Origin of the sequence: Polymorphospora rubra, from assembly GCF_018324255.1 — a bacterium.
GTDB lineage: Bacteria > Actinomycetota > Actinomycetes > Mycobacteriales > Micromonosporaceae > Polymorphospora > Polymorphospora rubra.
The window spans coordinates 5,084,922-5,109,341 of sequence record NZ_AP023359.1 but is presented as its reverse complement, the minus strand read 5'-3'; the positions used below and the strand labels follow the sequence as shown (position 1 = coordinate 5,109,341).

Below are 24,420 nucleotides of genomic sequence, written 5' to 3'. Positions count from 1 at the left end.
GGGCCACACAGTATCAAGGCAAGCCGGACCCGGTGGGTGAAGATCCCCACCGGTTCGCCGGCCGGGACGACCGGCCGGGCCACTCAGAGCACGAAGGCGTCGGTCCAGAGCTGGCGGGAGCGCCCGGACAGGGCATCGAGCAGGGCAACGGCCTGCCCGTCGGTCAGCGCGGCCACGAAGTCGATGACGGCGCGGCCGCGGGCCCGGGCCATCCGGTCAGGGCCGCTCCCCCGGCCGGCGCCGTCGGCCGCACCGGGCGGCATCAGCTCCGCCTCGGCCAACTCGACCAGGTCGTGCAGCCGGCGCGGCAGCCGGGTCTCCTCCCCCGGGTCGAGGATCCAGGCGACGAGCGCCTCGACCAGGGTGGCCAGCAGCCGGGCCTGGCCACGCTGGTGCAGGGCCAGATCCGGACGTTCGAGCACGAACCGGTGGTGGACGAACTTGAGCACCTGCACCTCGTGCCACTGCGCCGCGTGCAGCAGCACGTGCCCGGACCGCATCGACGGCTCGGCGACCACCTCGATCGCGTCGACCAGCCGGCGCGTCCACCGGGCGGAGAATCCGGTGACGTACTGCTCGGCCGCGAGCGAGCCGTCGAACGGGGCGGCGAGCAGCCCGTCGACCAGTTCGACGCGGACGTGTTCGACGGCCGCCGCGAACGCGTCGTCATCGCTGATCCAACTGTCGCGGCGGTGCAGCCGGCGGCGCAGCCGCTCGATGGCCGCGCCCGGCCGCCGGCCGCCGGTGTCGAGGGCGCCGTCGGGCAGTTCGCGCAGCGTGGTCGCCTCGCGCTGCCAGCCCATCAGCTCGCCGGCCACCGCCCCCTGCTGGAGTACGCCGACGCGGTGGAAGTCCTCCAGGTCGTGGATGGCGTACGCGATGTCGTCGGCGGTGTCCATGATCGACGCCTCGACGGTCTGCTGCCAGTCGGCGATCCGGCCGGCGAACGGCGCCCGGGCCTGCCGCAGGTCGTCGACCTCGGTCGTGTACGCGCCGAACTTCAGCGACCCGCTCGTCGGGTCGTCGGGCGGCGGGGTCGCCCCGCGCGGTGCCGGGTCCAGGTCGCGTGGGTGCGGATCCGGGTGGTCGTGCCGGGTCCACGGATACTTGAGGATCGCCGCCCGGACCGCGGCGGTCAGGTCCAGCCCGATGGTCGCCGTGCCCCGGATCTCGGTGCTGGTGACGATCCGGTACGACTGCGCGTTGCCCTCGAACCCGTCCGGCAGGCCGAGCCGCTGCCGGGCCAGCCGGTCCAGCACCTGCTCACCGAGATGGCCGAACGGTGGGTGCCCGAGGTCGTGGGCCAGCGCGGCGGCCTCGACGACGTCCGGGTCACAGCCGCCGAGCTTGTCGAGCAGATCCCGGTAGCGGTCGTCGGCCGCCAGCCGCTCGGCGATCGCCCGACCGACCTGGGCGACCTTGAGGCTGTGGGTCAGCCGGTTGTGCACGAGCAGGCCGGACCCGCCCGGGCTGATGACCTGGGTCACACCGCCGAGCCGGGAGAAGAACGGCGAGCTGACGATCCGGTCGCGGTCGGCGCGGAACGGGCTCCCGGCAAGATCGCCGTACGCCGTGGCACTGCCGCCGAACAGGCGCCGGGCGCGGGGATCGACGGGGTGGGTCATGGAGTCGACCGTACTCCCGACCGGGTCGGGCGTGCCGGACCGGTCGGGTGGTGGCCCTGGGCGGCCCAGGATCGGGCCACGCACGGCGACATGCGACCGCGGGAGGCAGGAACCACTGTCGCGGCGCACAGCGAATTCGGCGTATCGACAGCGACTTCGCTGTGAGCCGGGACGGCAGTAAGCGTCCCAGCCCTCCGGACAGAGCCGAACCGACAACTACGAACCGGCGTAAGTCGGCACGGCTTCTCCTTGATCGGGCTTCTCCCGGCCGCACCGAACCGAGCGGGCCGCGCCGAGCCGGCCGCGCCGAACGGGCCCCGCCGGCCGCCCCGGCCCGCCGAGCCGCACAGACCGGCAGGCCGCCGGAATGGAACCCCGACCTGGACCGCCGGCGCCCGGCGCCCGGGACTACCGGGTTACCGCCGTGGGGCGGGCCGGCTACGGGGCCGGCCGCGCGGCCAGCCATTCGGCGAAGGTCTGGGTGCCGTGTTCGGCGTCCGGGCCGGCGACGAGTGTGCCGTCGCGCATCGCCCGGCCGAGCGCTCCGGGCAGCGCGATCTGGATGACCGGGCCGCGGGCGCCGACGGAGCGGGCGTACGCCCGGACCAGGTCGGCCATCATCTCCTCGCGCGGCCCACCGAGGTCGGTGGCCCGGCCGACCGGTTCGCCCTCCGCGAGGTGGACGAGTCGTTCCGCGACCTCCCGGGCGGCGACGGGCTGGGATCGCATCGTCGGGACGAACGCGAGCGGGCCGAGCCTGAGCTGTCCGTGGATCTGGGCAGCGAACTCGTGGAACTGCGTCGCGCGCAGGATCGTCCACGGCACGGCCCCGTTCTCGACCGCCCGCTCGTGGGCGACCTTCCCCGCGTAGTAGCCGACCGGGGCCCGGTCGACGCCGACGATCGACAGCGCGAGGTGGTGCCGCACCCCGGCGGCGGCCCCGGCGGCGAGCAGGTTGGCGGTCACGGCCTCGAAGAACCTCTCCGCCTCCGGGGCGGACCGGGTCTGCACCGAGGTCACGTCCACGACCGCCCGTACGCCGTCGAGCGGGCGGCCGAGTCCCGTACCGGCTACGAGGTCGACGCCGTTGGAGCGGGACAGCACCACCGGCTCGTGCCCCCGCCCACGGAGCACGTCGACGACGTGCCGCCCCACCGCGCCGGTTCCGCCGGCCACCGCGATCCTCATCCGTACCTCTCCTGCCTGTGTCCGGTGCTGGTTGCCGTCGGGAGGACGGGGCAGCACCGGCGGATGTGACGGGCGGGCCGGAGGGGTTCGGCGGTCAGTTGGCGGGGTGGGCGACGTGGTGCGGGTGCGTGCCGATGTGCTCGGGCGGGCCGGCCGGGCCGAAGTGCCAGCCCTGGGCCAGGTCGCTGCCCAGGGTGGCGAGCCGCTCGGCCTGCTCGGCCGTCTCGACCCCCTCGGCGGTGACGCTCATGCCGAGCATGTGGGCGAGGCGCACCACGGTTTCCACGATCTGCTCGTCGACCCGGTCGGGCGTCGGCAGCCGCATGCCGGCCATGAACGCGCCGGCCAGCTTCAACCCGTGCACGGGCAGGTGGCGCAGGTGGGCGAGGTTCGAGTAGCCGGTGCCGAAGTCGTCGATGACGATCCGTACGCCCATGTCGGCAATGGCCTGCAGCGTGGCGACGGGTCGGTCGTACGACTGCATCACCGCGCTTTCGGTGATCTCCAGTTGCAGGGCCTGCGGGGGCAGCCCGCTGTCGCGCAGCGCCCGGGCCACCTCGTCGGCGAGGTCGGGTTCGGTGAACTGGCGCATCGAGACGTTGACGCTGACGAACAGGGGCTGGCCGTCGTGCTGCCAGCGGGCCGCGTCGGCGCACGCCTGGCGCAGCACCCAGCGTCCGAGGGCGACGATCACCCCGGACTGTTCGGCGACCGGGATGAAGGTGTTGGGCGACAGCCGGCCCAGTTCGGGGTGGTGCCAGCGCAGCAGTGCCTCCGCGCCGCGCAGCCCGTGGTCGGTCAGCGACACGATGGGCTGGTATTCGAGCTGGAACTCGTCGCGCCGCAGTGCCTCGGGCAGCCGGCCGGCGAGGTCGTACCGGCGCATCTGGGCGGCGTTGCGGTCCGGGTCGAACAGCGCCCAGCGGCCCCGGCCGTCGGCCTTCGCCAGATAGAGGGTGGCGTCGGCGGCCCGCAGCACCTCCTGGAAGTCCTCGCCGTAGGCGGGCCGTTCGAGTACGCCGATGCTGGCCGACACCGACAGCCGGTTGCCGTCGACCTCGACCGGCGTGTCGAGCACGTCGAGAAGCTGCTCGGCCAACGTGGTGACCTGCTCGGGGCCGTCGGTGTCCCGGAGCAGCACGACGAACTCGTCGCCGCCGACCCGGGCCATCACATGGCCGGCGTCGGTGACCCGCTGGTGCAGGCGCGCGGCCACGGCGACCAGCAACTGGTCGCCGATCCCGTGCCCCAGCGTGTCATTAATGATCTTGAAATCGTCGAGGTCCAGGAAGCACACACCGATCCGCCGGTCCGGCGTGGCGGAGGCGATGGTGTCCCTCAGCCACCGGTAGAGCAGGGTCCGGTTGGGCAGACCGGTCAGCGGATCATGGTGGGCCTGGTGATGCAGCTCGGTCTGCAGACGGTGCCGGTCGGTCACGTCGTCGGCCATCGCCACCAGATAGGCGGGGCGGTCGTCGTCGCCGTGGACCAGCGACACCGACAGCGTCAGCCAGCCCGTCGTGCCGGTCGCGTCGACGAAGCGCTTCTCCAGCCGGACCAGGCCGCCGCCGGGACCTAGCAGCCGCTCGACGATCTCGTGGCGGATCGACGGCGCGTCGTCGGGGTGGAAGAAGTCGAGCACCCGCCGGCCGACCAGGTCGGCGGCCGGTATGCCGAGCATCAGGGAGACGGCCGGATTGGCCTCGACCAGCCGGCCGCTCAGGTCCGCGATGGCGATCGCGGTGCCGGCCGCGCTGAACACCGCCCGCAGCCGGGCCTCGCTGTCGCGCCGGGCGTGCTCGGCCGTGTCGACCGCGGCCAGCGCCGCCGCCCGGATCCGCTCCTGCCCCATCAGGGTGCGCTCCCGCTCGGCCGCACAGAAGCCGGCCGACAGGCCGCCGAGCAGTTCGCCGAGCCGCACGCCCACCAGCGGCCCGCTCACGCCGGCATCGGCCGGCAGCCGGGAGAGCGTGGTGATCGAGTCACGCAGCACCTCGGGCGCGACGAGCCCGGCACGGACGAGCGCGACACCGACGTCGTGCCCGACCCGCTCGTGGTCGGCCGGAGTCGCCAGCGCCGCGCTCATCCGCCGGACGAGTTCGCGCAGGAAGACCCGCAACCGGTCGCCGTCCGGGGCCAGGTAACCGCTGGCTCGCACCGCGGACACCCAGCGTTCCGTCAGATCGGACAGCTCCGGTCCGGCCGTCGCCTGGTCGCTTTCGGTGCCATGCACGCCATCACCGCCCCTTCCGGCGCACCTTAAACCAAACCGTCCAGCCGTGGGAGCCCGCGTCCCCGCAACATCCACCGACACCCCCGACCACGCCGGACCGGTCGGCCGATCCACCCCGGACCCGGCCGGTCGATCATGGAGAAGTCGTGGCAAATATGTCCACTTTGACCTGCAACGAGTCCTTGATCAATGAGACGGTCGGTTCCGGGCCGATCGTCCGCGCCGTGAGTACGATTCGTTTCCAGTCAACGTGAAAGGGCGGCAACTCTATGGTGACCGTCGACCGACCGGTCGTCGTCGGACTGGACAACGGCGGCAACAGCACGAACGCGACCGTCCTCGACGCCTCCGGCCGGTTCCTGGTCGACCGGCTGGTCGAGACGCCCAGCCGGGTGCTCGAGGGCCCCGCCGCCGCGGTCGAGGCGATGGTGACCGCGATGGACACCGCGCTCACCCTGACCGGTGTCCCCCGCGAGCAGGTCCTCGCGGTGGGGCTGGACACACCCGGCCCGGCCAGCGCCGACGGGGTGATCAGCTCGAAGGGCTCCACCAACTTCTCCCAGCCGCCGTGGCGGGGCTACGACATCCGGACCGCCCTGGCCGAGCGGATCGGCCTGCCCGTGGTCTACAACAACGACGGCAACGCGGCGGCCCTCTACGCCCACCACGTCCACTTCGGTGCCGACGCCGAACGTCACTCGTCGATCTCGGCCATCGTCGGCACCGGGCTCGGTGGCGGGGTGGTCGAGTCCGGCCGGGTGGTCCGGGGCGCCGCCGGGATGGCCGGCGAACTCGGGCACGTCCACATCCCGCTGCACGGGCTGCTCGCCGAGGGCCAGCCGATCCCGACCTGCCGGTGTGGCTTCATCGGCGACGTGGAGAGTGTCACCTCGCTGACCGCGATCGAGCGCAACCTCCTGCCGTACTGGCTGAGCCGCTACCCGGACCACCCGCTGGCCGCCGAGCCGCCGCGCGTCGCGGCCAAGCTCGTACGCACGTACGGCGAACAGGGCGACCCGCTGGCCCGACGGGTGTTCGACCAGCAGGCGATGGCGCTCGGACGGCTGTTCACGATCGCGGCCAACTTCACCGACCCGAGCGTCTTCTTCGTCGGTGGCGGTGTGGTCGAGGCGGCACCGGAGTTCCGGGAATGGTTCCTCGGCCGGATCCGGGAGCACACCCTCCTGCGGACCGAGCAGGCCGCGGCGTCGCACTTCGCGCTGGTCCCCGACCTGGACATGGCCGGCGCCCGCGGCTCGGCCATCGCCGCACTGGCCACCCTCCCCCGCTGACCACCCCACCCCCGCGCCCCGCGCCTCGCGCCCCACCCCCACCCCCACGCCCCACCCCCACGCCTCGCCCCCGCGCCTCGCCCCCGCGCCTCGTGCCCGTCCTCGCCTCGCCTCGCCTCGCCTCGCCGATCAAGGGGATCCTCTTCGCAGAACAGGCACGGAACCCCACGACTTCTCCTTGATCGGCGCCCCAGGCGGGGGCGACCCCGGGCCCGACGGGCCGACGCGCCGGGGCGGGCACGCGACAAGCGGGGGCGGGCCCGGGCAGAATGCAGCGGCGAAGTCCACCGGAAAGGGACGGATCAGGATCGTGACTACGGCGGTTTACCAGCGGATCGCGCAGGAGCTCGGCGTACGCGAGCGGCAGGTGCAGGCGGCGGTCGACCTGCTCGACGGCGGCGCCACGGTGCCGTTCATCGCCCGCTACCGCAAGGAAGCGACCGAGATGCTCGACGACGCCCAGCTGCGGACCCTCGAGGAACGGTTGCGCTACCTGCGGGAGATGGAGGAGCGCCGGACCGCGATCCTCGAGTCGATCCGCACCCAGGGCAAACTCGACGACGCCCTCGAAGCGTCGATCATGGCGGCCGACTCGAAGGCCCGGCTGGAGGACATCTACCTGCCGTACAAGCCGAAGCGGCGGACGAAGGCGCAGATCGCCCGCGAGGCCGGGCTGGAACCGCTGGCCGAGGGGCTGCTCGCCGACCCGACGGCCGACCCCAGGATCGCCGCGGAGAAGTACGTGGACGCCGAGCGGGGTGTCGCCGACGCCACCGCCGCGCTCGACGGCGCCCGGGCGATCCTGGTCGAACGCTTCGCCGAGGACGCCGACCTGATCGGCGGGCTGCGCGAGCAGATGTGGTCGCGGGGCCGGGTCACCTCGGCCGTACGCGACGGCAAGCACGACGAGGGTGCCAAGTTCTCGGACTACTTCGAGTTCGCCGAGCCGTTCACGAAGCTGCCGTCGCACCGCATCCTCGCCCTGTTCCGCGGCGAGAAGGAGGGTGTGCTCGACCTGTCGCTGGAGCCCGACGAGCAGCCGGCCGACCCGACCGCCCCGGTGACGCCGAGCGACTACGAGCGGCGGATCGCCCACCGGTTCGGCATCGCCGACCAGGGCCGGCCCGGCGACCGGTGGCTCGCCGACACGGTCCGCTGGGCGTGGCGGACCCGGATCCTCGTACACCTCGGGGTCGACCTGCGGACCCGGCTGTGGCAGGCGGCGGAGGACGAGGCGGTCCGTGTCTTCGCCGCCAACCTGCGTGACCTGCTGCTCGCCGCACCGGCCGGAACCCGGCCGACGATGGGACTCGACCCGGGATTCCGTACCGGGGTGAAGGTGGCCGTGGTCGACGGCACCGGCAAGGTCGTCGCGACCGACACGATCTATCCGCACGAGCCGGCGCGACGGTGGGACCAGTCGGTCGAGGCCCTCGCCCGACTCGCCGCCGCCCACCAGGTGGAACTCGTCGCGATCGGCAACGGCACCGCGTCCCGGGAGACCGACAAGCTCGCCGCCGACCTGATCAAGCGGCACCCGCAGCTCAGGCTGACCAAGGTCGTCGTGTCGGAGGCCGGCGCGTCGGTCTACTCCGCGTCGGCGTACGCGTCCCAGGAACTGCCCGGCCTCGACGTCTCGCTGCGCGGGGCCGTCTCGATCGCCCGGCGCCTGCAGGACCCGCTCGCCGAACTGGTGAAGATCGACCCGAAGTCGATCGGGGTCGGGCAGTACCAGCACGACCTGGCGGAGGCCAAGCTGTCCCGATCGCTCGACGCGGTCGTCGAGGACTGCGTCAACGGTGTCGGTGTCGACGTCAACACCGCGTCGGCGCCGCTGCTGAGCCGGGTCTCCGGCATCGCGCCGGGGCTGGCCGAGAACATCGTCATGCACCGCGACACGCACGGCCCGTTCCGCAGCCGCAAGGCGCTCAAGGACGTGTCCCGGCTCGGGCCGAAGGCGTTCGAGCAGTGCGCCGGCTTCCTGCGCATCCCCGGCGGCGACGACCCGCTGGACTCCTCCAGCGTCCACCCCGAGGCGTACCCGGTGGTCCGGCGCATCCTGGCGAACACCGGCACCGATCTCGGCGCGCTGATCGGCAACGGTTCGCTGCTGCGGGGCCTGCGGCCGGAACGGTTCGTCGACGACACGTTCGGCCTGCCGACCGTCACCGACATCCTTAAGGAACTGGAGAAGCCGGGGCGTGACCCGCGGCCGGCGTTCAAGATGGCGACGTTCGCCGAGGGTGTGGAGAAGATCTCCGACCTGACGCCCGGCATGCTGCTGGAGGGTGTCGTCACCAACGTGGCCGCGTTCGGCGCGTTCGTCGACGTCGGCGTGCACCAGGACGGCCTGGTGCACGTCTCGGCGATGTCGAACACCTTCGTCAAGGACCCGCGCGACGTGGTCAAGCCCGGCGACATCGTCCGGGTCAAGGTCGTCGACGTGGACATCGCGCGCAAGCGGATCGGGCTGACGCTGCGGCTCGACGACGACGTGACCGCCGGACGCGGCGACCAGCGGCCGGCCGGCGGCCGCCGCGACGGCGGCCAGCGGGGTGGGGCGCCCCGCGACGGCGGCCAGCGGGGCGGCGGTCAGCGCGACGGGCAGTCGCGGCAGGGCGGTCGGAGCGGTTCCGGCGGCCGGGGTACGTCCGGCGGCTTCACCGGCGGCGGCGCGCTCGCCGACGCCCTGCGCCGCGCCGGCCTCGACAAGGGTCTGGGCGGCTCAGGGCGCTGATCCGCTCCAGGACGCACGGCGCGGGCTGGCGCCCCGGCGCGTTGATCAAGGAGAAGGCGTGCCCGTTCCGGGCGGTTCGTCGCTCAACTTCTCCTTGATCAACGCGTAGCCCGGTGCGGCGTGCGGCGGGGCGCCTCAGCGGGCGGTGTGCATCAGTTCCGGGGAGGCGCTGTCCAGCGGGACCGCCTGGGGCGGCACCAGGCCGAGCTGCACGCCCTGCCGGGGCAGGACCGCGCCGAGCATCCAGTCGGCGAGGACCCGGATCCGGTTCCCCGGCATCGACGCCAGGTGGTAGCCCCGGGTCACCACCTTGGCGACCGGCCCGGACAGCGGCACCCCGAGCGGGTTGCCGGCCGCCTGGGCACCGCCGAGGTCGACGACGAAGCCGAGGTCGTGGTGCTTGTACGGGCGCCGCGCCCCCCGCCCGTACGAGGCGGCGATGTTGTCGGCGGCGAGCCGGCCCTGCCGTACGGCGTGCTGGGCGGTCATCGTGGTGATCTCGCCGGGCCGGGTCAGGTCCGGTACGGCGGCGGCGTCGCCGCAGGCGTACACCTCGGGGTGGCCGGGGACGTTGAGGTACTCGTCGACGACGAGCCGGCCCTTGGTCGTCGGCACGCCGAGGTCGGCGACCAGCGGGTCCGGGCGTACGCCGACGCACCAGATCAGCGAGCACGTCGGGACGAACCCGCCGTCGGTGAGCCGTACGCCGTCGTGGGTGGCCTCGGCGACCGACGTACCCATCCGCACGTCGACGCCGCGTTGCCGCAGCACCCGGTCGGCGGTCCGGGACATCCGTTCGTCGAGTTCGGGCAGGACCCGGTCGGCGACATCGAGCAGCATCCACCGGGGCGGGCTGCCGGCGAGGCCGGGCAGCCGCCGGGCGAGCGCGTCGGTGTAGAGGATGCCGTTGCCGGCGACCTCGGTGCCGGTGTAGCCGGCGCCGACGACGACGAAGGTGCGGCGGGCGTCGCGTTCGCCCGCGTCGGTCGCCTGGGCCGCGAGTTCGACCTGCCGGGTCAGGTGGTCGCGCAGGTAGAGGGCCTCGGGAATGCCCCGGAAGCCGTGCGCGTGTTCGGTCAGGCCGGGGATCGGCAGCAGCTTGTTGACGCTTCCGGCGGCCAGCACCAGCCGGTCGTACGACATCTCGCGCGGCCCGCCGGCCGGTCCGCCGTACGTGACGCACCGTCGGCCGAGGTCGATGTGTTCGGCTTCGCCGAGGACCAGGCGTACGCCGGGCAGGGTGTCGACCAGTGACACCGTGATCCGGCGCGGTTCGAGCACTCCGGCGGCGACCTCGGGCAGCAGCGGCAGGTAGAGAAAGTAGTCGTGCGGGTTGACCAGCACGATTTCGGCGGCGCCCCGGGCCAGGCGGGACAGCCTGCGGGCGGCGTGGTAGCCGGCGAACCCGGCTCCGATGATCACGATGCGTGGTCGCACGTCTCGGTCTCCGATCGGTCGTCGGTACGCCGGATTCCCCGCCCGTCGCCGGACAAACCCGACCGCCCGGTTTACCGCGCGTGCCGCGGGTATACCGCGCCGTCCGGCACGGACGGACCCGACAGCGGAGGGCGTGACATGGGCAACGGGAAGAAGAAGCAGATGGCGGCCGACCAGGAGCAGGCCCGGAAACGCGACGAGCGGCAGCTGTCTCCCGACTGGGCCGACGAGGCGGCGAACGCGCGGACCGCGGACGATCCGAGGGCGCGGGCCCCGCACGACCGGACCGGGACGCCGAGCACCGGCGCGGCCCGCTGACCGGCCGCGGTGGCGGTTCCCGAGGCGCCGGCGCAGGGCCGGCTCCGGTTACGCGACCGGTGCCTGGACCATTTCGCCGACGATCTGCTGACCAACGATCCCCGGCTGCGTGACCTGCGGGTCAACGTGACCTTCGACCGGGGGGTGGCGCACGTGACGGGCGCGGCGGACAGCCGCGCCCATCTCGCGCTGTTGCGTGACCTGCTGGGCCGGCTCGACGGGGTCTACGCGGTCTGGGACCGGGTCGCGGTCGCCGGGCGCCAGCCGGTGGTCCTCGACCTGGGTTGTGGTGACACCCTGCAGCAGCCGGGCAGTGTCGGCATCGACTGGCGGCCGGGGCGCGGGGTCGCGGCGATCGCGGACCTGTCGGCCGGCATCCCGGTACGTACCAGCTCGGTGGACCGGATCTTCACCGTGCACGTCCTGGAGCATCTGCTCGACTACCTGCCGCTGCTCGACGAGTGCCACCGGGTGCTGCGGCCGGACGGCGTGCTGCACGTGCTCGCGCCGTGGTGGCAGCACGTCAACGCGGTGGCGGACCCGACGCACGTACGGTTCTTCGACCCGCAGACCATCAAGAGCATCTGTGAACGGCGGGACGCCGCGTACCCGTGGCGGCCGCTGCACGCGGCCTGTGACGGCGCGACGGTGTTCGCCGACCTGGTGCCGGCCCGGCCCGGTGACGACACGCCCGGGCCGGCGTTCCTGGCCCGCTTCTTCGACTGACCGTGCCGGTCGCCCGTCGTAGCCGGCGGCGCCCTCAGCCGGCGGCGGCCGCCGGCTCGCCCGGTGCGGGCCGGCGAATCGGTGGCCGCCGGCCGGGGCGGGGCGGCGCCGTACCAGAGCCCTGATCCCGGTGATCAGGGGCCGATGACGGCGACGCGCCGCCGACCCGCTCGACGTACTCCCTGATCACGCGGATCACTAGTGGGTCAGCCGCTCAGGCCCGGGCGGCCGAACAGGACGGCGTAGCCGGACGGGAGCTGGCCGAGCACGTCGTTGAGTTCACCACCGGTGACCGAGTCGGCGACGGTCGACAGCACGGCGCTCGCATCCCACTCGGCGGTCATGTCGGACGCCCCGGTCTCCTCCGCCACCCGCGCCAGGAACTCGCGGACACTGAGCTGTTCGGCCGCGCCGGACCGGGACGCGAACGGCGTCGCCGCGGCACCGGGCAGTTGGGCCCCGAGATCGTGGGCCTCCCCCGCCTCGAGCCGCCGCGCCAGCACCCCCAGCACGGTGCTGGTGATCCGCTCGGCCTCGTCCCGGTCGACGTACTCGCCGCGTTCCCGGACGTCGGCCAGAAACTTGTCGTACCGCATGGCGTACCTCCCGGTCCGCGTTCGAATCGGACCGCTGCCCGGCCCGTCGAGCCGCACGGATACCCGGTGCCGCGACGACGATTCCGGTTTGCCCGTACGGCGGCCCGGGAATTCGCCGCGTCCGGCAATTCGTGGAGGAGCAGCCATGACTCAGACCACACAGCGCGCGATCAACCTGCCCTCGGGTGACGTCATCCCCGTGGTCGGCCTCGGCACGTGGGGCATGGCGGAGGACGTACGCCGCCGCGACGAGGAGATCGCCGCGCTGCGGCTCGGGTTGGACCTGGGCATGCACATGATCGACACTGCCGAGACGTACGCCGACGGGGCCGCCGAACGGCTGGTCGGCGAGGTCATCAGGGGGCGGCGGGACGAGGTCTTCATCGTCGACAAGGTGTCGCCCACCAACGCGAGCGCGACCGGCGCGGTCAATGCCTGCGAGCGCAGCCTGCGCCGGCTGGGCACCGACCGGATCGACCTGTTCCTGCTGCACTGGCGGGGTTCGGTGCCGCTGGAGGAGACGATCACCGCGATGACCACCCTGGTCACCGAGGGCCGGATCCGGCACTGGGGGGTCAGCAACTTCGACCTGCCCGACCTGGTCGAGTTGACCAGCCTGCCCGGCGGTACGGCGGTGGAGGCGAACCAGGTGCTCTACAACCTCGGCAACCGGGGCATCGAGTGGGAGCTGCTGCCCCGGTGCCGGGAGGCGGGACTGCCGGTGATGGCGTACTCGCCGCTCGGACGCGGCCGGGTGCTGGGCGATCCGGCCCTGCGCGAGGTGGCGATCCGGCACGACGCGAAGCCGGCACAGGTCGCGCTGGCCTGGACGCTGCGCCAGGAGGGGGTGTGCGCCATTCCGAAGGCGAGCACGCCGGGGCACATCCAGGACCTGTGGGGGGCGTTCGACCTGCGGCTGTCCGGCGACGACCTGACCATGCTGGACCGGGCCTTCCCGCCGCCGAACGGCCAGACCACGCTGGAGATGCTGTGAGCGTACGGTCGGGGGTGGACGACGGGCGTGGATGGCAGGAGCGGCGCAGGCTGGCCGTCGAGGCGCACGGGGCGGCGTTGGCCCGGGCCCGGGCGGTGGAGGAGGAACGGGCGGCGGCCCTGATCGCCGGGTTCGTCACGCAGGCGCGCGGGCGTGGCCTGGCCGCCACGGCGTTGACCGCCCGCTCCTACGCCGGGCGCGGCCGCTACCGGACCGGGCTGCGGGGCTGGTACCTGCGACCGGATCTGGCGGTCGGCGAGGACGGCAACCTCTATCTGCTGGCCGTTCCGGCCAGCCTGCGGGCCCGGTTGACGGGCGTGGTGGTGCCGCCGTACCCGCCGCGGCTGGTGATCGGCGAGGGTGGCCGGGACGGCGACTCGATCCCGTTGGAGGTGCTGCTGCGCCGCCGGCTGGACGCCGGCGGCTGAGCGGTTCGCCGTCCGGCGGGGCACGCCGTGCCGTCGACACGGACGGGATCGGCGCGGCACGTGTGCCGTCGACACGGACGGGATCGGCGCGGCACGTGTGCCGTCGACACGGACGGGATCGGCGCGGCACGTGTGCCGTCGACACGGACGGGATCGGCGCGGTGCCGGTCCGGGCCGGATCAGGCGCTGCGCACCTCGGTCTGGCTGTCCACGCCGCTGTGCGCGATGACGGCCGCGTTGCTGAACGCGACCAGGGAGAGCAGCAGTTCGTGCTGGGCCCGGCTGGGCATCCGGTCCAGCACCGCCTGGACCGCCTGGTAGCGACGTTCCTTGAGCTCCTGGAGCAGCACCCGGGCGGAGGCGGTCACCGAGAGCTGGACCTCGCGGCGGTCGCGGGGATCGGGGGCACGGCGCAGCATCCCGGTCGCCTCCAGCCGGTCGCAGAGCCGGCTCGCCGAGGACGGTACGACATCGAGCAGTTCGGCGAGCCGGTTGACGTTGGTGCCGGGCCGGCTGCTGATGATGGACAGCACCCGGAGCTGGGTCGGCGACACGGTCGAGTCGTGACTGGACCGCGCGGCGTCGAGGACGGCGATCAAAGACTCCGCGGCCGCCTCGACAGCGGTGGCCAGATTCGCAGATCGCTCCATGCGTCGTCCTCTTGCTGTGTCTAGCCCGTCCGATCCGGTTCGATTCCGCCTACGCCGGTACCCGCGGTATCGACTTTCATACCCTGCCAATCCAGACAGACGATGACGGCGTCGTCTTCGAGATCGGCGTGTTCGTGGTAGGCGTGCAACTCGCGCATCACCGTACCAACCGCCTCGGTCGCCGGTTGCAGCCGAGTTCGACGGATCCCTCTGGCGAGTGCGCTCTCGCCGTACGCCGGCCGGCCGTCGGGGGTGGCGGTGTAGACCCCGTCGCTGACGACCACCAACCGGTCGTCCGGCTCGAGCTGGATCTCCTGCGCCTCGTAGCGGGTGTCGGCGAACATCCCGAGCGGCAGCTGCTGGTCGAGCTGGAGCAGTTCGACCTGCTGGCCGCGCATCAGCAGCGCGCGGGGCGAGCCGGCGTCGACGAGCCGGACCCGACCGGTCGGCAGGTCCACCTCGAGGAGCAGGGTGGCGACGTGGCGGGTGCCGCGGTGTTCGGCGAAGACCGTGTCGGAGGCGAGCTCGGCCTGCTCGACCAGGCTGCCGCCGGATCGCCGGGCGTTGCGCATGGCGTTGACGGTGACCGCGGTCAGCAGCGACGCGGCGAGGCCGGCGCCGTCTCCGTTGAGGACGGTCACGGTGAGCCGGTCGCCGGTGAGCGCCCAGTCGAAGTGGTCACCACCCACGGTGTACGCGGGTTCGAGCTGACCGGCCAACTGGTAGGCCGGGTGTGCCTGGCTGCGGCCGGGCAGCAGATCCCACTGCATCTCCGCGGCCATCGTCAGCCGTTCGCGGCGGCGGGCCCGGCGGTAGCGGTCGGTGTCGCGGTCGGCGGCCCGCAGCGCGACGGCGAGTTCGTCGGCGACCTGGCCGACCTCGTCGAGGAGTTGCCTGTCGGGGGCGGCTGCGAAGTCGGTGACGAGCACCCCGATCCGTTCGCCCCAGGCGGTGACCGGGAGGTAGAGCCGTACGCCGCCGGCGGCGGCCGGTTCCACGACCGACCGCTGGCTGCTGAAGCAGCGGACCGCCGCGGTCGCCTCGGCCAGCGGTCCGCCGGCGGGATGCCGCTCGCCCAGCACCGGCCAGAGCCCGGCGATGCGGTAGTCGGCGACCAGCACGTCGGTCCGGGATCCACCCAGCCGGGTACGGACGAATCCGTCGGCCACCTCGACCAGTTCGTCGGGGGCGGCGGCCCGCAGAAGGGCGGCCACGGATCCGTGTGATTCCGGCATTGGATGGCTCTCCCGATCAATGTTTGCCACAGGGCAAGCATCATATGCGCAGGGAGATGCGGAGCGTCGCCCGGCCGCCCCCGCCGACGGTCACGCTGGTAGCCGGCCGTCCACCGGCCGCCGGCCGCCGACGTTCAGCGCAGCACGCGGATCCGGGCGGCGGTGACCGCACGCAGTCCACCGACGACGGCCGCCATCCGCCGCGGCCGGGACACCGTGACCCGGCCGCCGGCAAGCGTCCGCAGCACCACCTCGGCGGCCTCCTGCGCGGACATCAGCAGTGGACGGCTCGGCGCCTTGCCCATCTTGGTGTCGACGAACCCGAACCGGACCACCGAGACCCGCACCCCCTTCGGACGCAGGGCGAGGGCCAGTCCCTGGAGGTAGGCCGTGAGCCCCGCCTTGGACGCCGAATAGGCCGGCGCCTCCCCGGAGATCAGCACGTCGGCCAGGCTGGACAGCCCGACGAGGTGCCCCCGGCCGGCCGCGACCATCCGGGGCACCACCACCTCGACCGTACGGGCGGCACCGACCAGGTTGACCTCGAACGCCCTGGTCTGCGTGGCCAGGTCGGCGAGGTCGAGCGGCTCGCCGATCCCGGCGGCGTAGACGCAGGCGTCGATCCGGTCGACCGGCTCGACCGCCGCGGCCAGCACCGCCGGGTAGTCGGGGGCGGCGACGTCGGCGACGACGTGGCGGTAGCGGTCGTGCTCGACCGGACTCTCCCGGCGGGAGATGCCGGTCACCGTCCACCCCGACTCCAGCAGTCGCCGGGTCAGCACCAGGCCGATCCCGTCGCTGTTGCCCACCAGCAGGGCGTGTCCCCCGGTCCGTGTCATTGCTCGTGCCATCCTTCGTGGTGCGTGCGCGGTGCGAAGATCCGCCGGTGGCGGGCCGCCGATGTTACCCGCGGGGAACCACCCGGCGGCCCGGTCAGTTCCATACCCGACAGGGACGGTTCGGCGCGGTGCGGCGGCGGGCCAGCGCGGCCACGGCCGGTACGGCGGTCAGCGCGACCAGCCAGCCGGCGAGCACGTCGCTCGGCCAGTGGACGCCGAGCAGCACCCGGGTCGCGCCGACCGCCGCAGGGGCGGCGAGCGCACCGGCCAGCACGCCGGGACGGGCCGGCGCGGGCAGCCTGGACCAGGCGACCCCGGTCACCGCCGCGGCGGCCAGGGCGGCGTTCGTGGCGTGGTTGGACGGAAAGGCATACCCGTCCGCGGCCCGCAGGGCCCGGTCCGGCCGGGTACGGGCCACCCGGGCCCGTACGGCGCGGCAGAGCAGGGTGCCGGCGGCCGGCGCGACGGCCACGAGGGCCAGTGCCCGCCAGCGGCGGTTCCGGGCGAGTACGACCCCGGTCGCGGTCAGTACGCCGACGACCACCCGTCCGTCGCCGAGATGGGTCACCCGGGCGGCGGCGGTGGCGACGGCGGGGTGGCGTACGGCGAGGTGGTGGGCGCTACGGGCCAGGGCGGTGTCGGCGGCGACCAGTGCCGGCCGGCGGGTCACCACGGCCACGGTCAGCGCGGCGAGTCCGGCGGCGGCGGCCGCGGCCGTACCGAGCAGCGCGGAACCGGTCACCGGGCCGGGCTGCGCCGGTGCCGGTGCCGGGCAACCGTTCCACGCATCCCCCGCCATCACTGACCGCAACGACCGGCACGGGCGCCCGTGACGGCCGGTTACCGCAGGTGGCACCAGGTACGCAGACGCACCGTACGGTTCTCGGACTCGCGCACCACGGGCGGTTCGTCGGTCGGTTGGTAACCGGCCGCGTGGGCGACGGCGATGCTGGCCACGTTCTCCGGGTCGATGCGCAGCACGACCCGGCGGATCCCGAGCGTCCCGTGGGCGTACCCGGTCACCAGGGTGACCGCCCGGCGGGCCAGGCCCCGGCGACGGTGGGCGGCGCCGACCGCATAGGCGACTTCGGCCTCGTCGGGTCCGCCGCCGGACGAATAGAACAGGACCTCCCCGAGCGGGGTCCGGCCGTCGCTGGTGATCGCGAGTTGGAAGCGGCCGCCCTCGAGCCGGCCGTCCCGGGCCCGGTCCAGGTATTCCCGCGCCGCCGCCAGGTCGAACGGCGAACGCAGCGGCGTCCACCGGTGGACCTGCGGCTCGTCGAAGATCTCGGTCATGGCGGGCAGATCGTCGTCGGTCCACTCGCGCAGGTGCAGTCCGTCGCCGCGCAGTTCGAGGTGGGGTGGGATGCGCAGGCTGCCACCGTCGGCCGTCGTCATGGGATCGATCATGCCGGACGCGTGCCGGCCGCGTCCGCGCCTTTCCCGGTCGTGGCCGGTCGTGCGTCCGGTCCGCCCGGGTCGCCGGCGGGGCGGGCCGTGGCGGGAAGCCGCGCCGGTGGCGGGCGGGGCGACTAGGCTCGGACGTTCATGTCACCGATCCGTTCAGGAGCGACACGATGAGCAAGCCACAGGTCGACCCGATCCAGGGCGCGCCGCCCGCCGACCTCGTGATCGAGGACATCTCGGTCGGTGAGGGCGAGGAGGCGAAGGCCGGCCAATCGGCGACGGTCCACTACGTCGGGGTGGCCCACTCCAGCGGCCAGGAGTTCGACGCCTCGTGGAACCGGGGTGCCCCGTTCACCTTCCCGCTGGGTGGCGGCCGGGTCATCGCCGGCTGGGACCGCGGCGTCGTGGGGATGCGGGTCGGCGGCCGGCGGCGGCTGGTCATCCCGCCGCACCTGGGATACGGCGACCGCGGCGCCGGCGGCGCCATCCGGCCCGGTGAGACGCTCATCTTCGTCGTGGACCTGCTCGACGTGAGCTGAGCGCCGTCAGCCGGTTCCCCGTCCGGCGCCTACTCGGCGCCGGACGGGGTATGCGCCGCGAACCCGACATGGGAGCGGCGAATGGACGCACACGGTATGACGGTCGGGGTTCTCGGCTCGTACGGCGGCCGCAACCTCGGCGACGAGGCGATCCTCACCAGCCTGATCGACGACCTGAAGGTCCGGGCGGCCCGGGCCCGGATCCTGGTCTTCACCCGTGATCCCGACCAGACCCGGCGGGCGCATCCCGGCGTGGAGGCGGTCCGCTGGGAGGACAGCAACCACGAGGGCCGGATCGCCCTGCTCCGTGGTCTCGACCTGCTGGTGCTCGGCGGTGGCGGGGTGCTCTACGACACCGAGGCGCGACGCTATCTGCGGATGGTACGGGCCGCGCAGGAGCAGGGTGTCCCGGTCTTCACCTACGCCGTCGGCGCCGGCCCGCTGACCGAGCCGCTCGACTGCGCGATGGTCGTCGAGACGTTGGGGGCGGCGATCGAGGTGACGGTCCGCGACGAGGAGTCCAAGCGGGCCCTCGAGGACGCCGGCCTCACCCGGCCGGTCACCGTCACCGCCGACCCGGCCCTGCTGCTGCGGGGCGAGGAGTTCGACCTCGGGATACTGCACGGCGACCGGTTGCCGGAGCAGCGCCGGCTGATGGGGATGAGCGTCCGGGAGCCGGGGCGGGCGGCGGAGAGTCTGGATCCCGCCGAATACCACCGGCTGCTGGCGCACGTGGGTGACTTCCTGGTGCACCGCTTCGACGCGCACCTGCTCTTCGTGCCGATGGAAAACCGCGACCTGCGGCACGCGCACGCGGTGCTGTCGCACATGACGGCGGCCGAGCACGGCCGGATCCTGCACGGCGACTACCGGCCACGGCAGATCCTCGGGCTGATGGAGCACCTGGATCTGGTGGTCGGCATGCGGCTGCACTTTCTAATCTTCGCGGCGCTGGCCGGGGTGCCCGCACTGCCGCTGCCGTACGCCGGAAAGGTCTTCGACTTCGCCCGGCAGATGGGCGCGCCGGCGCTGCTCGGCGTGGTCCGGGAGTCGGCGGGGCCGCTGCTGGCGGAGGTGGACCGGCTGTGGGACGAGCGCCCCGTACGGCTGCCCCAGAACAACGCCCGGCTGGCGACGCTGCGGGACCGGGCGGCCCGGACCGGGGTACGGCTGGAGGCGGTGCTCGCCGAGGTACGGGCGGGTACGGCGCGGCCGGTCGTCCGCGCGGGGTGAACGGGGGTGACCGGCCGGGTCACCTTCGGCGGGAATGCGCGCGAACAAGGCCGAATGCTCGATGGGGAACCGGGTACCCGAGCATTTCAGGAAATAAGGGGGGAAAGCAATGTTTGTCATCAAGCGTTTGGGCGTGCTCTGCGCCGCCGCGGCACTCGCCCTGGCGCCGGCCGGGGCGGCAGCGGCGGTGGAGGCACCGGCGGCCCCGCCGATCGCGGCCCAGCCGTCGCAACAGGACACCCAGTTCCTGCAGACGATCCACCAGGTCAACCTGGCCGAGGTCGCGATGGGCAACCTGGCCCAGCAGAACGCCGGAAACCAGCAGGTGAAGGATGCCGGCGCACGCTTCTCGGCGGACCACACCCAACTCGACAAGCAGGTCCAGCAGGTCGCGTCCAACCTGAACGTGAGCCTGCCCAACCAGCCGACCGCCGAGCAGCAGGCGACGATGACCCAACTCCAGGGCCTGACCGGCAACGAGTTCGACTCGGCCTGGGTGACCGCCGAACTCAACGGCCACATGCAGGCGATGCAGGCGGTCGACACCGAGATCGCGCAGGGCAGCGATCCCCAGGTGGTGCAGTTGGCCCAGACCGCCCAGCCGGTGATCCAGGCGCACATCGACCTGCTGGTGTCGCTGGCCCAGGGCCTCGGCATCGCGGTGCCGAGCATCTCGCCGCGCCCGGGCGGTACGGTCACCCCGGCCCCGGGTGCCACCACGACCACGCCCGCGCCGGGTGGTACGCCCACCACGCCGTCGCCGGGCGGGACCTCGGTGACGCCGAGCCCGGGTGAGACCGGCACCGAGACGCCGGAACCGGCCGTCTCGTAACCACCGACCGTCGAGCGGCCCGCCACCGACCGGTGGCGGGCCGTCGCGTGTGGACGGGCCAGCTTCCAGGTGCGCGGCAGGATGAACGGGCCCACCGCGGTCCTACTTCCCTGGTACGTCCACCGCGATCTCCGCGCCCAGCGAGTAGCCGTCGGTCAGCCTGAGGTCGTCGCCGCTCCAGAACCGGCCGGGGTCGTACCAGTTGGGGCGGCGGCCGGGGGCGAGCAGTCCCATCGCCTCGTACGTGACCGCGACGACCTCGGCGCAGTACGCCGTCTCCAGGTCGTTGTCGCGTACGCCCCGGCGGAACGCGGGCACCCGGCCCCGGGCCCAGCGCCAGGCCAGTTGCGCGGTGGAGGGGAACGGGACGCCGTCGAGGCGGGCGATGGTGCGCAGCACCGCGTCGTCCATCCCGGCGGTGACCGCCGGGTCGAGTTGCCGTAGCCAGGCCCGCTGGCCGTAGCGGCCGGCCCAGACCGTGACGGCGTCGCGCAGGTCGTGCAGCTGCACGCCGCGGTGGTGGGTGCCCGACCACATGTCGGGCAGCGACCGGCCCAGTTCGGCGTGCCACATCAGCGGCGGCAGGTCGTCGAGGACGACGGCCATTCCGACGTGGTTGACCGGGCTGTTGGTGGTGAACTGGATGGCGCGGTCGGCACCGCTGGTGCCCCGGAACACCCAGAGGTCTCCGGTGCGGGTCAGGTTGACCGCGTCCTCGAGGTTGATCGGCGTAGCGGACACGAGGCCTACCATAGGCAGATGCGTTGGTGGAAGATAGTTGGGCTGGCCGGTTTCGTCGGTGTCGCGGCGTCCGGCGTGGTCATCGCCCGGGCCGAGCGGCGTCGCCGGGCATACACCCCGGAGCAGGTCAGACAGCGGTTGCTGGAGCGACACGAGGCCGCCACCACCCCCACACCACCACCCCCCACCGTGGGCACCTGGCCCTGACCGTCCTCCGGCCCCGGTCAGAGGAGGCCGGCGGAGCGGAGCAGGGCGACCAGGCCGGCGCCGTCCGGGGCCGACACCCACTTCTTGGCGAACCGGCCCGGCGAGTCCACCCCGCCGAGTTGCGGCGGCAGCATGCTCGCGATGTGCGCCGGCAGCGCGCCGGCCAGCACGACCTGGGCCGGCGACAGCCGCCGGATGGCGACCGCGGCGACGTTGTCCGGATGGGCGGCGGCGAACTCGGCGTAGATCTCCTGGTCGTGCTGGCCGTCGTCGCCGATCAGCAGCCACTTGATGTCGGGAAACTCCTCGGCCAGCCGGACCAGGGTGGCCCGTTTGTGCTCCCGGCCGCTGCGGAACCACCGGTCGACGGTCGGCCCCCAGTCGGTGAGCAGCAGCGGCCCCGCCGGATACAGGTGCCGGCCGAGAAACCTGGTCAGGGTCGGCGCGACGTTCCACGCCCCGGTCGACAGGTAGAGCACCGGGGCGCCGGGGTGCGCGTTCACCAGCCGTTCGTAGAGCACCGCCATGCCGGGCACCGAGGCCCGGGCGTGCTCGTCGAGCACGAAGGTGTTCCAGCCGGCGAGCAGGGGCCGGGGCAGCGCGGTCACCATGACGGTGTCGTCGATGTCGGAGACGATCCCGAAGCGCACCGCCGGGTCGACGACGCGTACGGGGGCGTCGACCGGCTCCCCGCCGGGGCTGCTGAGCCGTACGGTGTGCCAGCCGGGTTCGAGATCGGCCTCGACGACGACGTCGACGAAACCGCCCCGGTCGGCGACGACCTCGTGCCGGCGGTCGCCCGCCTCGATCACGACCGGGGCCGAGTTGACCGACACGGTCAGGAAGCTGCGCCAGCCGCGTACCTTCTTCGGCTGCCGCCGGGGTTTGCTGCCGGTGCGGCTGAGCAGGACCCGGCCCAGCACCCGTATCCAGCCGGGCGCGCCGTAACCGGTGTAGGGCAGAACGACCACGTCCCAGCCACGCTGGCGCAGCCGGCGCTCCATGATGTTGCGGACCGCGTCTTCGAACCGGGCGGCCCGGTGCAGGCTGGGCACGGCCGGTTCACCCACCGGGATAAGCGACACACTGCAACCCTGCCCTATGACCGCACCTGACAAACCGCCACCCCGCCCGGCCGACGAAAAATGACCTTGCACCTGTCGCCGCCCGGATCAGGTCGAACGGGGGCAGACAGGTGCGAGGCCACGTCGGGTGGTACGGGTGGGGATCAGGCGGGCAGGCCGCCGACCTGGGTGTTGATCCACGGGCGGATCGACGACAGGTCACCGTAGATGGACGGCCCGGTCGCGCAGACCGAGTTGTTGTTGCCGGCCCGGCTGGTGGCGCCGATCAGGTTCCACCGGTTGTTGATCAGGCGGACCTGCGGGCCGCCCGAGTCGCCGTAGCAGGCACCGGCGTTGCCGTTGGTGTTGTTGGTGCAGATCTCGTACGGGCCGTTGATGCCGAGGCAGGCGCTGTCGGCGCGGATCGAGGTGTCCAGTTCCTGGGCGACCAGCGGGGCGCTGCCGCAGCCGGGCTGCGGGCAGGTCTGGCCCCAGCCGATGATCCGGGTCGCCGTGCCGACCGCGCCGGAGCTGGTCGGGATCGGCGCCGGGGCGTAGCTGACGGAGCTGCCGAGCTGGAAGAGCTTGACGTCGATCGTGGGGTGGTTGACCACCCGGATCACCGATACGACGACGCCGCCGCTGCTGCGGTTGATGCTGCCGACCCGCACCGTGCTCGGGCTCGGACAGTGCTTCGCGGTGACCGCCCAGTTCGCCTTGATCAGCGAGCCGGTGCAGCCGGACACGTACACCATGAACGAGTAGTTCTGCGAGGCCGGGCGGCCGTTCACGACGAGGGTGCCGACGTCGCCCTGGGGGCCGTTGGCCGCTTCGGTCGCCGCGTACGTCGGGGTGGCGGGCGCCGCGTTGGCCGTGGCCGGGGCGGCGAGGCCGGCGGCGACGACGCCGGCGGCGAGCAGGAGACGGGCGAGCAGGACGGGTGCCTTCATCTTGCTTGTCCTTGTCTGTGGGAGGGCACCGGACCGGGGGTGGATCCGGTGGCTGACCGTTGCGCCGGCACGCACCCGGCGGCCGACCGGATTCCGCCGGGACGTGCTTCGACTTGCGGTGAAGCGTGGGACGCCCAGGAAAACCATATCGACACGGTGAAGAATTTCAATGTGTCTATCTATATTGAAACGCGCCGTACCCCGGCGTGATGACCGGCGGCACGCGTAATCACCGTCCCCTTCGGGTATAGCCGCAGAGCAACAGCGACGTGAGGGAGGGATCGCGGTGACGTTCGCAGTCGTCTCGGCGCACATCGACTCGGGCGCTCTCGTGATCACCCTTTGTGGACCACTGACCGCCCCCGCGGTGGCCGCCACCCGCCGCGCCATCGCCTGGTGCCTCGCCCACCGGCCGCCCGCGGTCCTGGTCGACTGCACCGGGGTGGCCGCCGGACGGCGTACGACCGCCGCGCTGCTGACCGCCGCGATGGCGCGTACGGCGGGCCGCGGCGGCACGCGACTCGCGGTGTGCGCCCCGACCCGCCGGATGACCGGTCTGCTCCGCCGGGTGCGGCACGCCCCGTTCCGGGTCTACGCCGGCCTCGGCGCGGCCCTGCGCGCGCTGCGACCGCACCACGTGCCGACCGGCGCCCGACGCGCCCACCTGCGGTTGGAACCGCGTCCGGACGCACCCGCCGCCGCCCGGCGGCTGCTGCGTTCGCGGTGCGCCGAATGGCGTCTCGACGACGACGTCGTCGAGGCCGGCCAGGTGATCGTCTCCGAACTCGTCGCCAACGCGGTCGAACACGCCGGCACCGAGATCGACCTGACGCTCAGCCACACCGGCCGGGTGCTGCGGATCGCGGTCGCCGACCGCTCGACGGCGTACCCGGTCTTTCCCGGACCCGAACCCCGCGACGAGTCGGCCGGCCCGTCGATCCGTGGGCGGGGGCTGGGCCTGGTCGGCGTCGACGCCGACGCCTACGGCGTGGTGACCGGACCGGCCGGCAAGATCGTCTGGGCGAGCGTGGGCACGCCGGGCGCGCGGTGGTCGCCGGCCGCCGCGCTGGCCCGGTGGCGCCCGGCGGTCCTGCCCGGCCGGCCGCACCGGGCCCCCGGCTACCGCACCGCGTGACCGCCGGCGAGGAT

The 24,420-nt window shown here is 73.2% G+C and carries 25 protein-coding genes; 12 read left to right on the top strand and 13 right to left on the bottom strand.

Translation table 11 applies throughout. The features are described 5' to 3' along the window. Positions 1–83: 83 nt before the first annotated feature. From Prubr_RS23110 to Prubr_RS23100, 3 genes are all read right to left on the bottom strand, one after another. Positions 84–1,625, bottom strand: coding sequence for a deoxyguanosinetriphosphate triphosphohydrolase family protein (locus Prubr_RS23110; RefSeq protein ID WP_212816990.1), 1,542 nt, complete (start codon positions 1,623–1,625; stop codon positions 84–86). 438 nt (positions 1,626–2,063) lie between these two features. Further along, positions 2,064–2,813 carry an SDR family oxidoreductase gene (locus tag Prubr_RS23105; RefSeq protein WP_212816989.1) on the bottom strand — a complete coding sequence of 250 codons (750 nt, stop codon included), beginning with the start codon at positions 2,811–2,813 and terminating at the stop codon, positions 2,064–2,066. A gap of 94 nt (positions 2,814–2,907) precedes the next feature. Beyond that, positions 2,908–5,046, bottom strand: a complete 2,139-nt coding sequence (locus tag Prubr_RS23100; RefSeq protein ID WP_212816988.1) for a putative bifunctional diguanylate cyclase/phosphodiesterase — start codon at positions 5,044–5,046, stop codon at positions 2,908–2,910. 269 nt (positions 5,047–5,315) lie between these two features. Between Prubr_RS23100 and Prubr_RS23095 the strand changes: the two genes are divergently transcribed. Further along, a complete protein-coding gene (locus tag Prubr_RS23095) occupies positions 5,316–6,338 on the top strand; it encodes an ROK family protein (protein ID WP_212816987.1) in 1,023 nt (340 codons plus the stop codon). Positions 6,339–6,648: 310 nt separating this feature from the next. Then, positions 6,649–9,075 (top strand): Tex family protein, encoded by a 2,427-nt coding sequence (locus Prubr_RS23090; protein ID WP_212816986.1) that lies wholly within the window; start codon positions 6,649–6,651, stop codon positions 9,073–9,075. Positions 9,076–9,210: 135 nt separating this feature from the next. On the opposite strand, the gene Prubr_RS23085 is transcribed toward Prubr_RS23090, so the two are convergent. After that, positions 9,211–10,512: an NAD(P)/FAD-dependent oxidoreductase gene (locus Prubr_RS23085; RefSeq protein WP_246567533.1), complete on the bottom strand. Its 1,302-nt coding sequence runs from the start codon at positions 10,510–10,512 to the stop codon at positions 9,211–9,213. A gap of 138 nt (positions 10,513–10,650) precedes the next feature. Here Prubr_RS23085 and Prubr_RS23080 point away from each other — a divergent pair, with 138 nt between their 5' ends. Continuing rightward, the gene (locus Prubr_RS23080) at positions 10,651–10,830 is read left to right on the top strand and encodes a hypothetical protein (RefSeq protein ID WP_212816985.1); all 180 of its coding nucleotides are present in this window, start codon (positions 10,651–10,653) and stop codon (positions 10,828–10,830) included. A gap of 9 nt (positions 10,831–10,839) precedes the next feature. Beyond that, positions 10,840–11,556 (top strand): class I SAM-dependent methyltransferase, encoded by a 717-nt coding sequence (locus Prubr_RS23075; protein ID WP_212816984.1) that lies wholly within the window; start codon positions 10,840–10,842, stop codon positions 11,554–11,556. Between the two features lie 206 nt (positions 11,557–11,762). Here Prubr_RS23075 and Prubr_RS23070 read toward each other — a convergent pair whose 3' ends face one another. After that, positions 11,763–12,152, bottom strand: a complete 390-nt coding sequence (locus Prubr_RS23070) for a DUF2267 domain-containing protein (protein ID WP_212816983.1) — start codon at positions 12,150–12,152, stop codon at positions 11,763–11,765. Between the two features lie 145 nt (positions 12,153–12,297). Here Prubr_RS23070 and Prubr_RS23065 point away from each other — a divergent pair, with 145 nt between their 5' ends. Both Prubr_RS23065 and Prubr_RS23060 read left to right on the top strand, forming a co-directional pair. Then, positions 12,298–13,146 carry an aldo/keto reductase gene (locus Prubr_RS23065; protein WP_212816982.1) on the top strand — a complete coding sequence of 283 codons (849 nt, stop codon included), beginning with the start codon at positions 12,298–12,300 and terminating at the stop codon, positions 13,144–13,146. Then, on the top strand, positions 13,143–13,574 hold the full coding sequence (locus Prubr_RS23060) for a hypothetical protein (protein ID WP_212816981.1): 432 nt from the start codon (positions 13,143–13,145) through the stop codon (positions 13,572–13,574). Before Prubr_RS23065 ends, Prubr_RS23060 begins: the two co-directional genes overlap by 4 nt. Before the next feature lie 179 nt (positions 13,575–13,753). Here the strand turns inward: Prubr_RS23060 and Prubr_RS23055 are convergent, their stop codons facing one another. The 5 genes from Prubr_RS23055 to Prubr_RS23035 form a co-directional block, all read right to left on the bottom strand. Next, positions 13,754–14,224, bottom strand: coding sequence for a MarR family transcriptional regulator (locus Prubr_RS23055; RefSeq protein ID WP_212816980.1), 471 nt, complete (start codon positions 14,222–14,224; stop codon positions 13,754–13,756). Positions 14,225–14,244: 20 nt separating this feature from the next. After that, positions 14,245–15,459: a PP2C family protein-serine/threonine phosphatase gene (locus Prubr_RS23050; protein ID WP_212816979.1), complete on the bottom strand. Its 1,215-nt coding sequence runs from the start codon at positions 15,457–15,459 to the stop codon at positions 14,245–14,247. A gap of 134 nt (positions 15,460–15,593) precedes the next feature. Beyond that, positions 15,594–16,298, bottom strand: coding sequence for an SDR family NAD(P)-dependent oxidoreductase (locus Prubr_RS23045; protein ID WP_212816978.1), 705 nt, complete (start codon positions 16,296–16,298; stop codon positions 15,594–15,596). Between the two features lie 94 nt (positions 16,299–16,392). After that, entirely contained in the window at positions 16,393–17,040 is a 648-nt protein-coding gene (locus Prubr_RS23040) for a phosphatase PAP2 family protein (protein WP_212816977.1), read from the bottom strand. A gap of 98 nt (positions 17,041–17,138) precedes the next feature. Beyond that, entirely contained in the window at positions 17,139–17,696 is a 558-nt protein-coding gene (locus Prubr_RS23035; RefSeq protein WP_212816976.1) for a GNAT family N-acetyltransferase, read from the bottom strand. A gap of 179 nt (positions 17,697–17,875) precedes the next feature. On the opposite strand from Prubr_RS23035, the gene Prubr_RS23030 reads away from it, so the two are divergent. The 3 genes from Prubr_RS23030 (at position 17,876) to Prubr_RS23020 (ending at position 20,309) form a co-directional block, all read left to right on the top strand. After that, the gene (locus Prubr_RS23030) at positions 17,876–18,244 is read left to right on the top strand and encodes an FKBP-type peptidyl-prolyl cis-trans isomerase (protein WP_212816975.1); all 369 of its coding nucleotides are present in this window, start codon (positions 17,876–17,878) and stop codon (positions 18,242–18,244) included. Between the two features lie 81 nt (positions 18,245–18,325). Then, a complete protein-coding gene (locus Prubr_RS23025; protein ID WP_212816974.1) occupies positions 18,326–19,477 on the top strand; it encodes a polysaccharide pyruvyl transferase family protein in 1,152 nt (383 codons plus the stop codon). A 109-nt stretch (positions 19,478–19,586) separates the two neighbouring features. Then, the gene (locus tag Prubr_RS23020) at positions 19,587–20,309 is read left to right on the top strand and encodes a DUF4142 domain-containing protein (RefSeq protein ID WP_212816973.1); all 723 of its coding nucleotides are present in this window, start codon (positions 19,587–19,589) and stop codon (positions 20,307–20,309) included. 102 nt (positions 20,310–20,411) lie between these two features. Here Prubr_RS23020 and Prubr_RS23015 read toward each other — a convergent pair whose 3' ends face one another. After that, positions 20,412–21,050 carry a hypothetical protein gene (locus tag Prubr_RS23015; protein ID WP_246567531.1) on the bottom strand — a complete coding sequence of 213 codons (639 nt, stop codon included), beginning with the start codon at positions 21,048–21,050 and terminating at the stop codon, positions 20,412–20,414. A gap of 18 nt (positions 21,051–21,068) precedes the next feature. On the opposite strand from Prubr_RS23015, the gene Prubr_RS23010 reads away from it, so the two are divergent. After that, positions 21,069–21,257 (top strand): hypothetical protein, encoded by a 189-nt coding sequence (locus tag Prubr_RS23010; RefSeq protein ID WP_212816971.1) that lies wholly within the window; start codon positions 21,069–21,071, stop codon positions 21,255–21,257. A 17-nt stretch (positions 21,258–21,274) separates the two neighbouring features. On the opposite strand, the gene Prubr_RS23005 is transcribed toward Prubr_RS23010, so the two are convergent. Then, positions 21,275–22,342: an App1 family protein phosphatidate phosphatase gene (locus Prubr_RS23005; protein ID WP_246567529.1), complete on the bottom strand. Its 1,068-nt coding sequence runs from the start codon at positions 22,340–22,342 to the stop codon at positions 21,275–21,277. Between the two features lie 143 nt (positions 22,343–22,485). Continuing rightward, positions 22,486–23,271: a S1 family peptidase gene (locus Prubr_RS23000; RefSeq protein WP_212816970.1), complete on the bottom strand. Its 786-nt coding sequence runs from the start codon at positions 23,269–23,271 to the stop codon at positions 22,486–22,488. Between the two features lie 48 nt (positions 23,272–23,319). On the opposite strand from Prubr_RS23000, the gene Prubr_RS22995 reads away from it, so the two are divergent. Further along, positions 23,320–23,481 (top strand): hypothetical protein, encoded by a 162-nt coding sequence (locus Prubr_RS22995; protein WP_212816969.1) that lies wholly within the window; start codon positions 23,320–23,322, stop codon positions 23,479–23,481. A gap of 76 nt (positions 23,482–23,557) precedes the next feature. Next, positions 23,558–24,406 carry an ATP-binding protein gene (locus tag Prubr_RS22990; protein WP_212816968.1) on the top strand — a complete coding sequence of 283 codons (849 nt, stop codon included), beginning with the start codon at positions 23,558–23,560 and terminating at the stop codon, positions 24,404–24,406. Positions 24,407–24,420 lie beyond the last annotated feature (14 nt).

Excerpts from the sequence above, each read along its gene's own strand:
- Prubr_RS23025 (WP_212816974.1), top strand. The coding sequence starts at position 18,326 with ATGGACGCACACGGTATGACGGTCGGGGTTCTCGGCTCGTACGGCGGC.
- Prubr_RS23020 (WP_212816973.1), top strand. The coding sequence starts at position 19,587 with ATGTTTGTCATCAAGCGTTTGGGCGTGCTCTGCGCCGCCGCGGCACTC.
- Prubr_RS23105 (WP_212816989.1), bottom strand. The coding sequence starts at position 2,813 with ATGAGGATCGCGGTGGCCGGCGGAACCGGCGCGGTGGGGCGGCACGTC.
- Prubr_RS23010 (WP_212816971.1), top strand. The coding sequence starts at position 21,069 with ATGCGTTGGTGGAAGATAGTTGGGCTGGCCGGTTTCGTCGGTGTCGCG.
- Prubr_RS23045 (WP_212816978.1), bottom strand. The coding sequence starts at position 16,298 with ATGACACGGACCGGGGGACACGCCCTGCTGGTGGGCAACAGCGACGGG.
- Prubr_RS23050 (WP_212816979.1), bottom strand. The coding sequence starts at position 15,459 with ATGCCGGAATCACACGGATCCGTGGCCGCCCTTCTGCGGGCCGCCGCC.
- Prubr_RS23055 (WP_212816980.1), bottom strand. The coding sequence starts at position 14,224 with ATGGAGCGATCTGCGAATCTGGCCACCGCTGTCGAGGCGGCCGCGGAG.
- Prubr_RS23080 (WP_212816985.1), top strand. The coding sequence starts at position 10,651 with ATGGGCAACGGGAAGAAGAAGCAGATGGCGGCCGACCAGGAGCAGGCC.
- Prubr_RS23110 (WP_212816990.1), bottom strand. The coding sequence starts at position 1,625 with ATGACCCACCCCGTCGATCCCCGCGCCCGGCGCCTGTTCGGCGGCAGT.
- Prubr_RS23035 (WP_212816976.1), bottom strand. The coding sequence starts at position 17,696 with ATGACGACGGCCGACGGTGGCAGCCTGCGCATCCCACCCCACCTCGAA.
- Prubr_RS23030 (WP_212816975.1), top strand. The coding sequence starts at position 17,876 with ATGAGCAAGCCACAGGTCGACCCGATCCAGGGCGCGCCGCCCGCCGAC.
- Prubr_RS23095 (WP_212816987.1), top strand. The coding sequence starts at position 5,316 with ATGGTGACCGTCGACCGACCGGTCGTCGTCGGACTGGACAACGGCGGC.
- Prubr_RS23000 (WP_212816970.1), bottom strand. The coding sequence starts at position 23,271 with ATGAAGGCACCCGTCCTGCTCGCCCGTCTCCTGCTCGCCGCCGGCGTC.
- Prubr_RS23065 (WP_212816982.1), top strand. The coding sequence starts at position 12,298 with ATGACTCAGACCACACAGCGCGCGATCAACCTGCCCTCGGGTGACGTC.
- Prubr_RS23070 (WP_212816983.1), bottom strand. The coding sequence starts at position 12,152 with ATGCGGTACGACAAGTTTCTGGCCGACGTCCGGGAACGCGGCGAGTAC.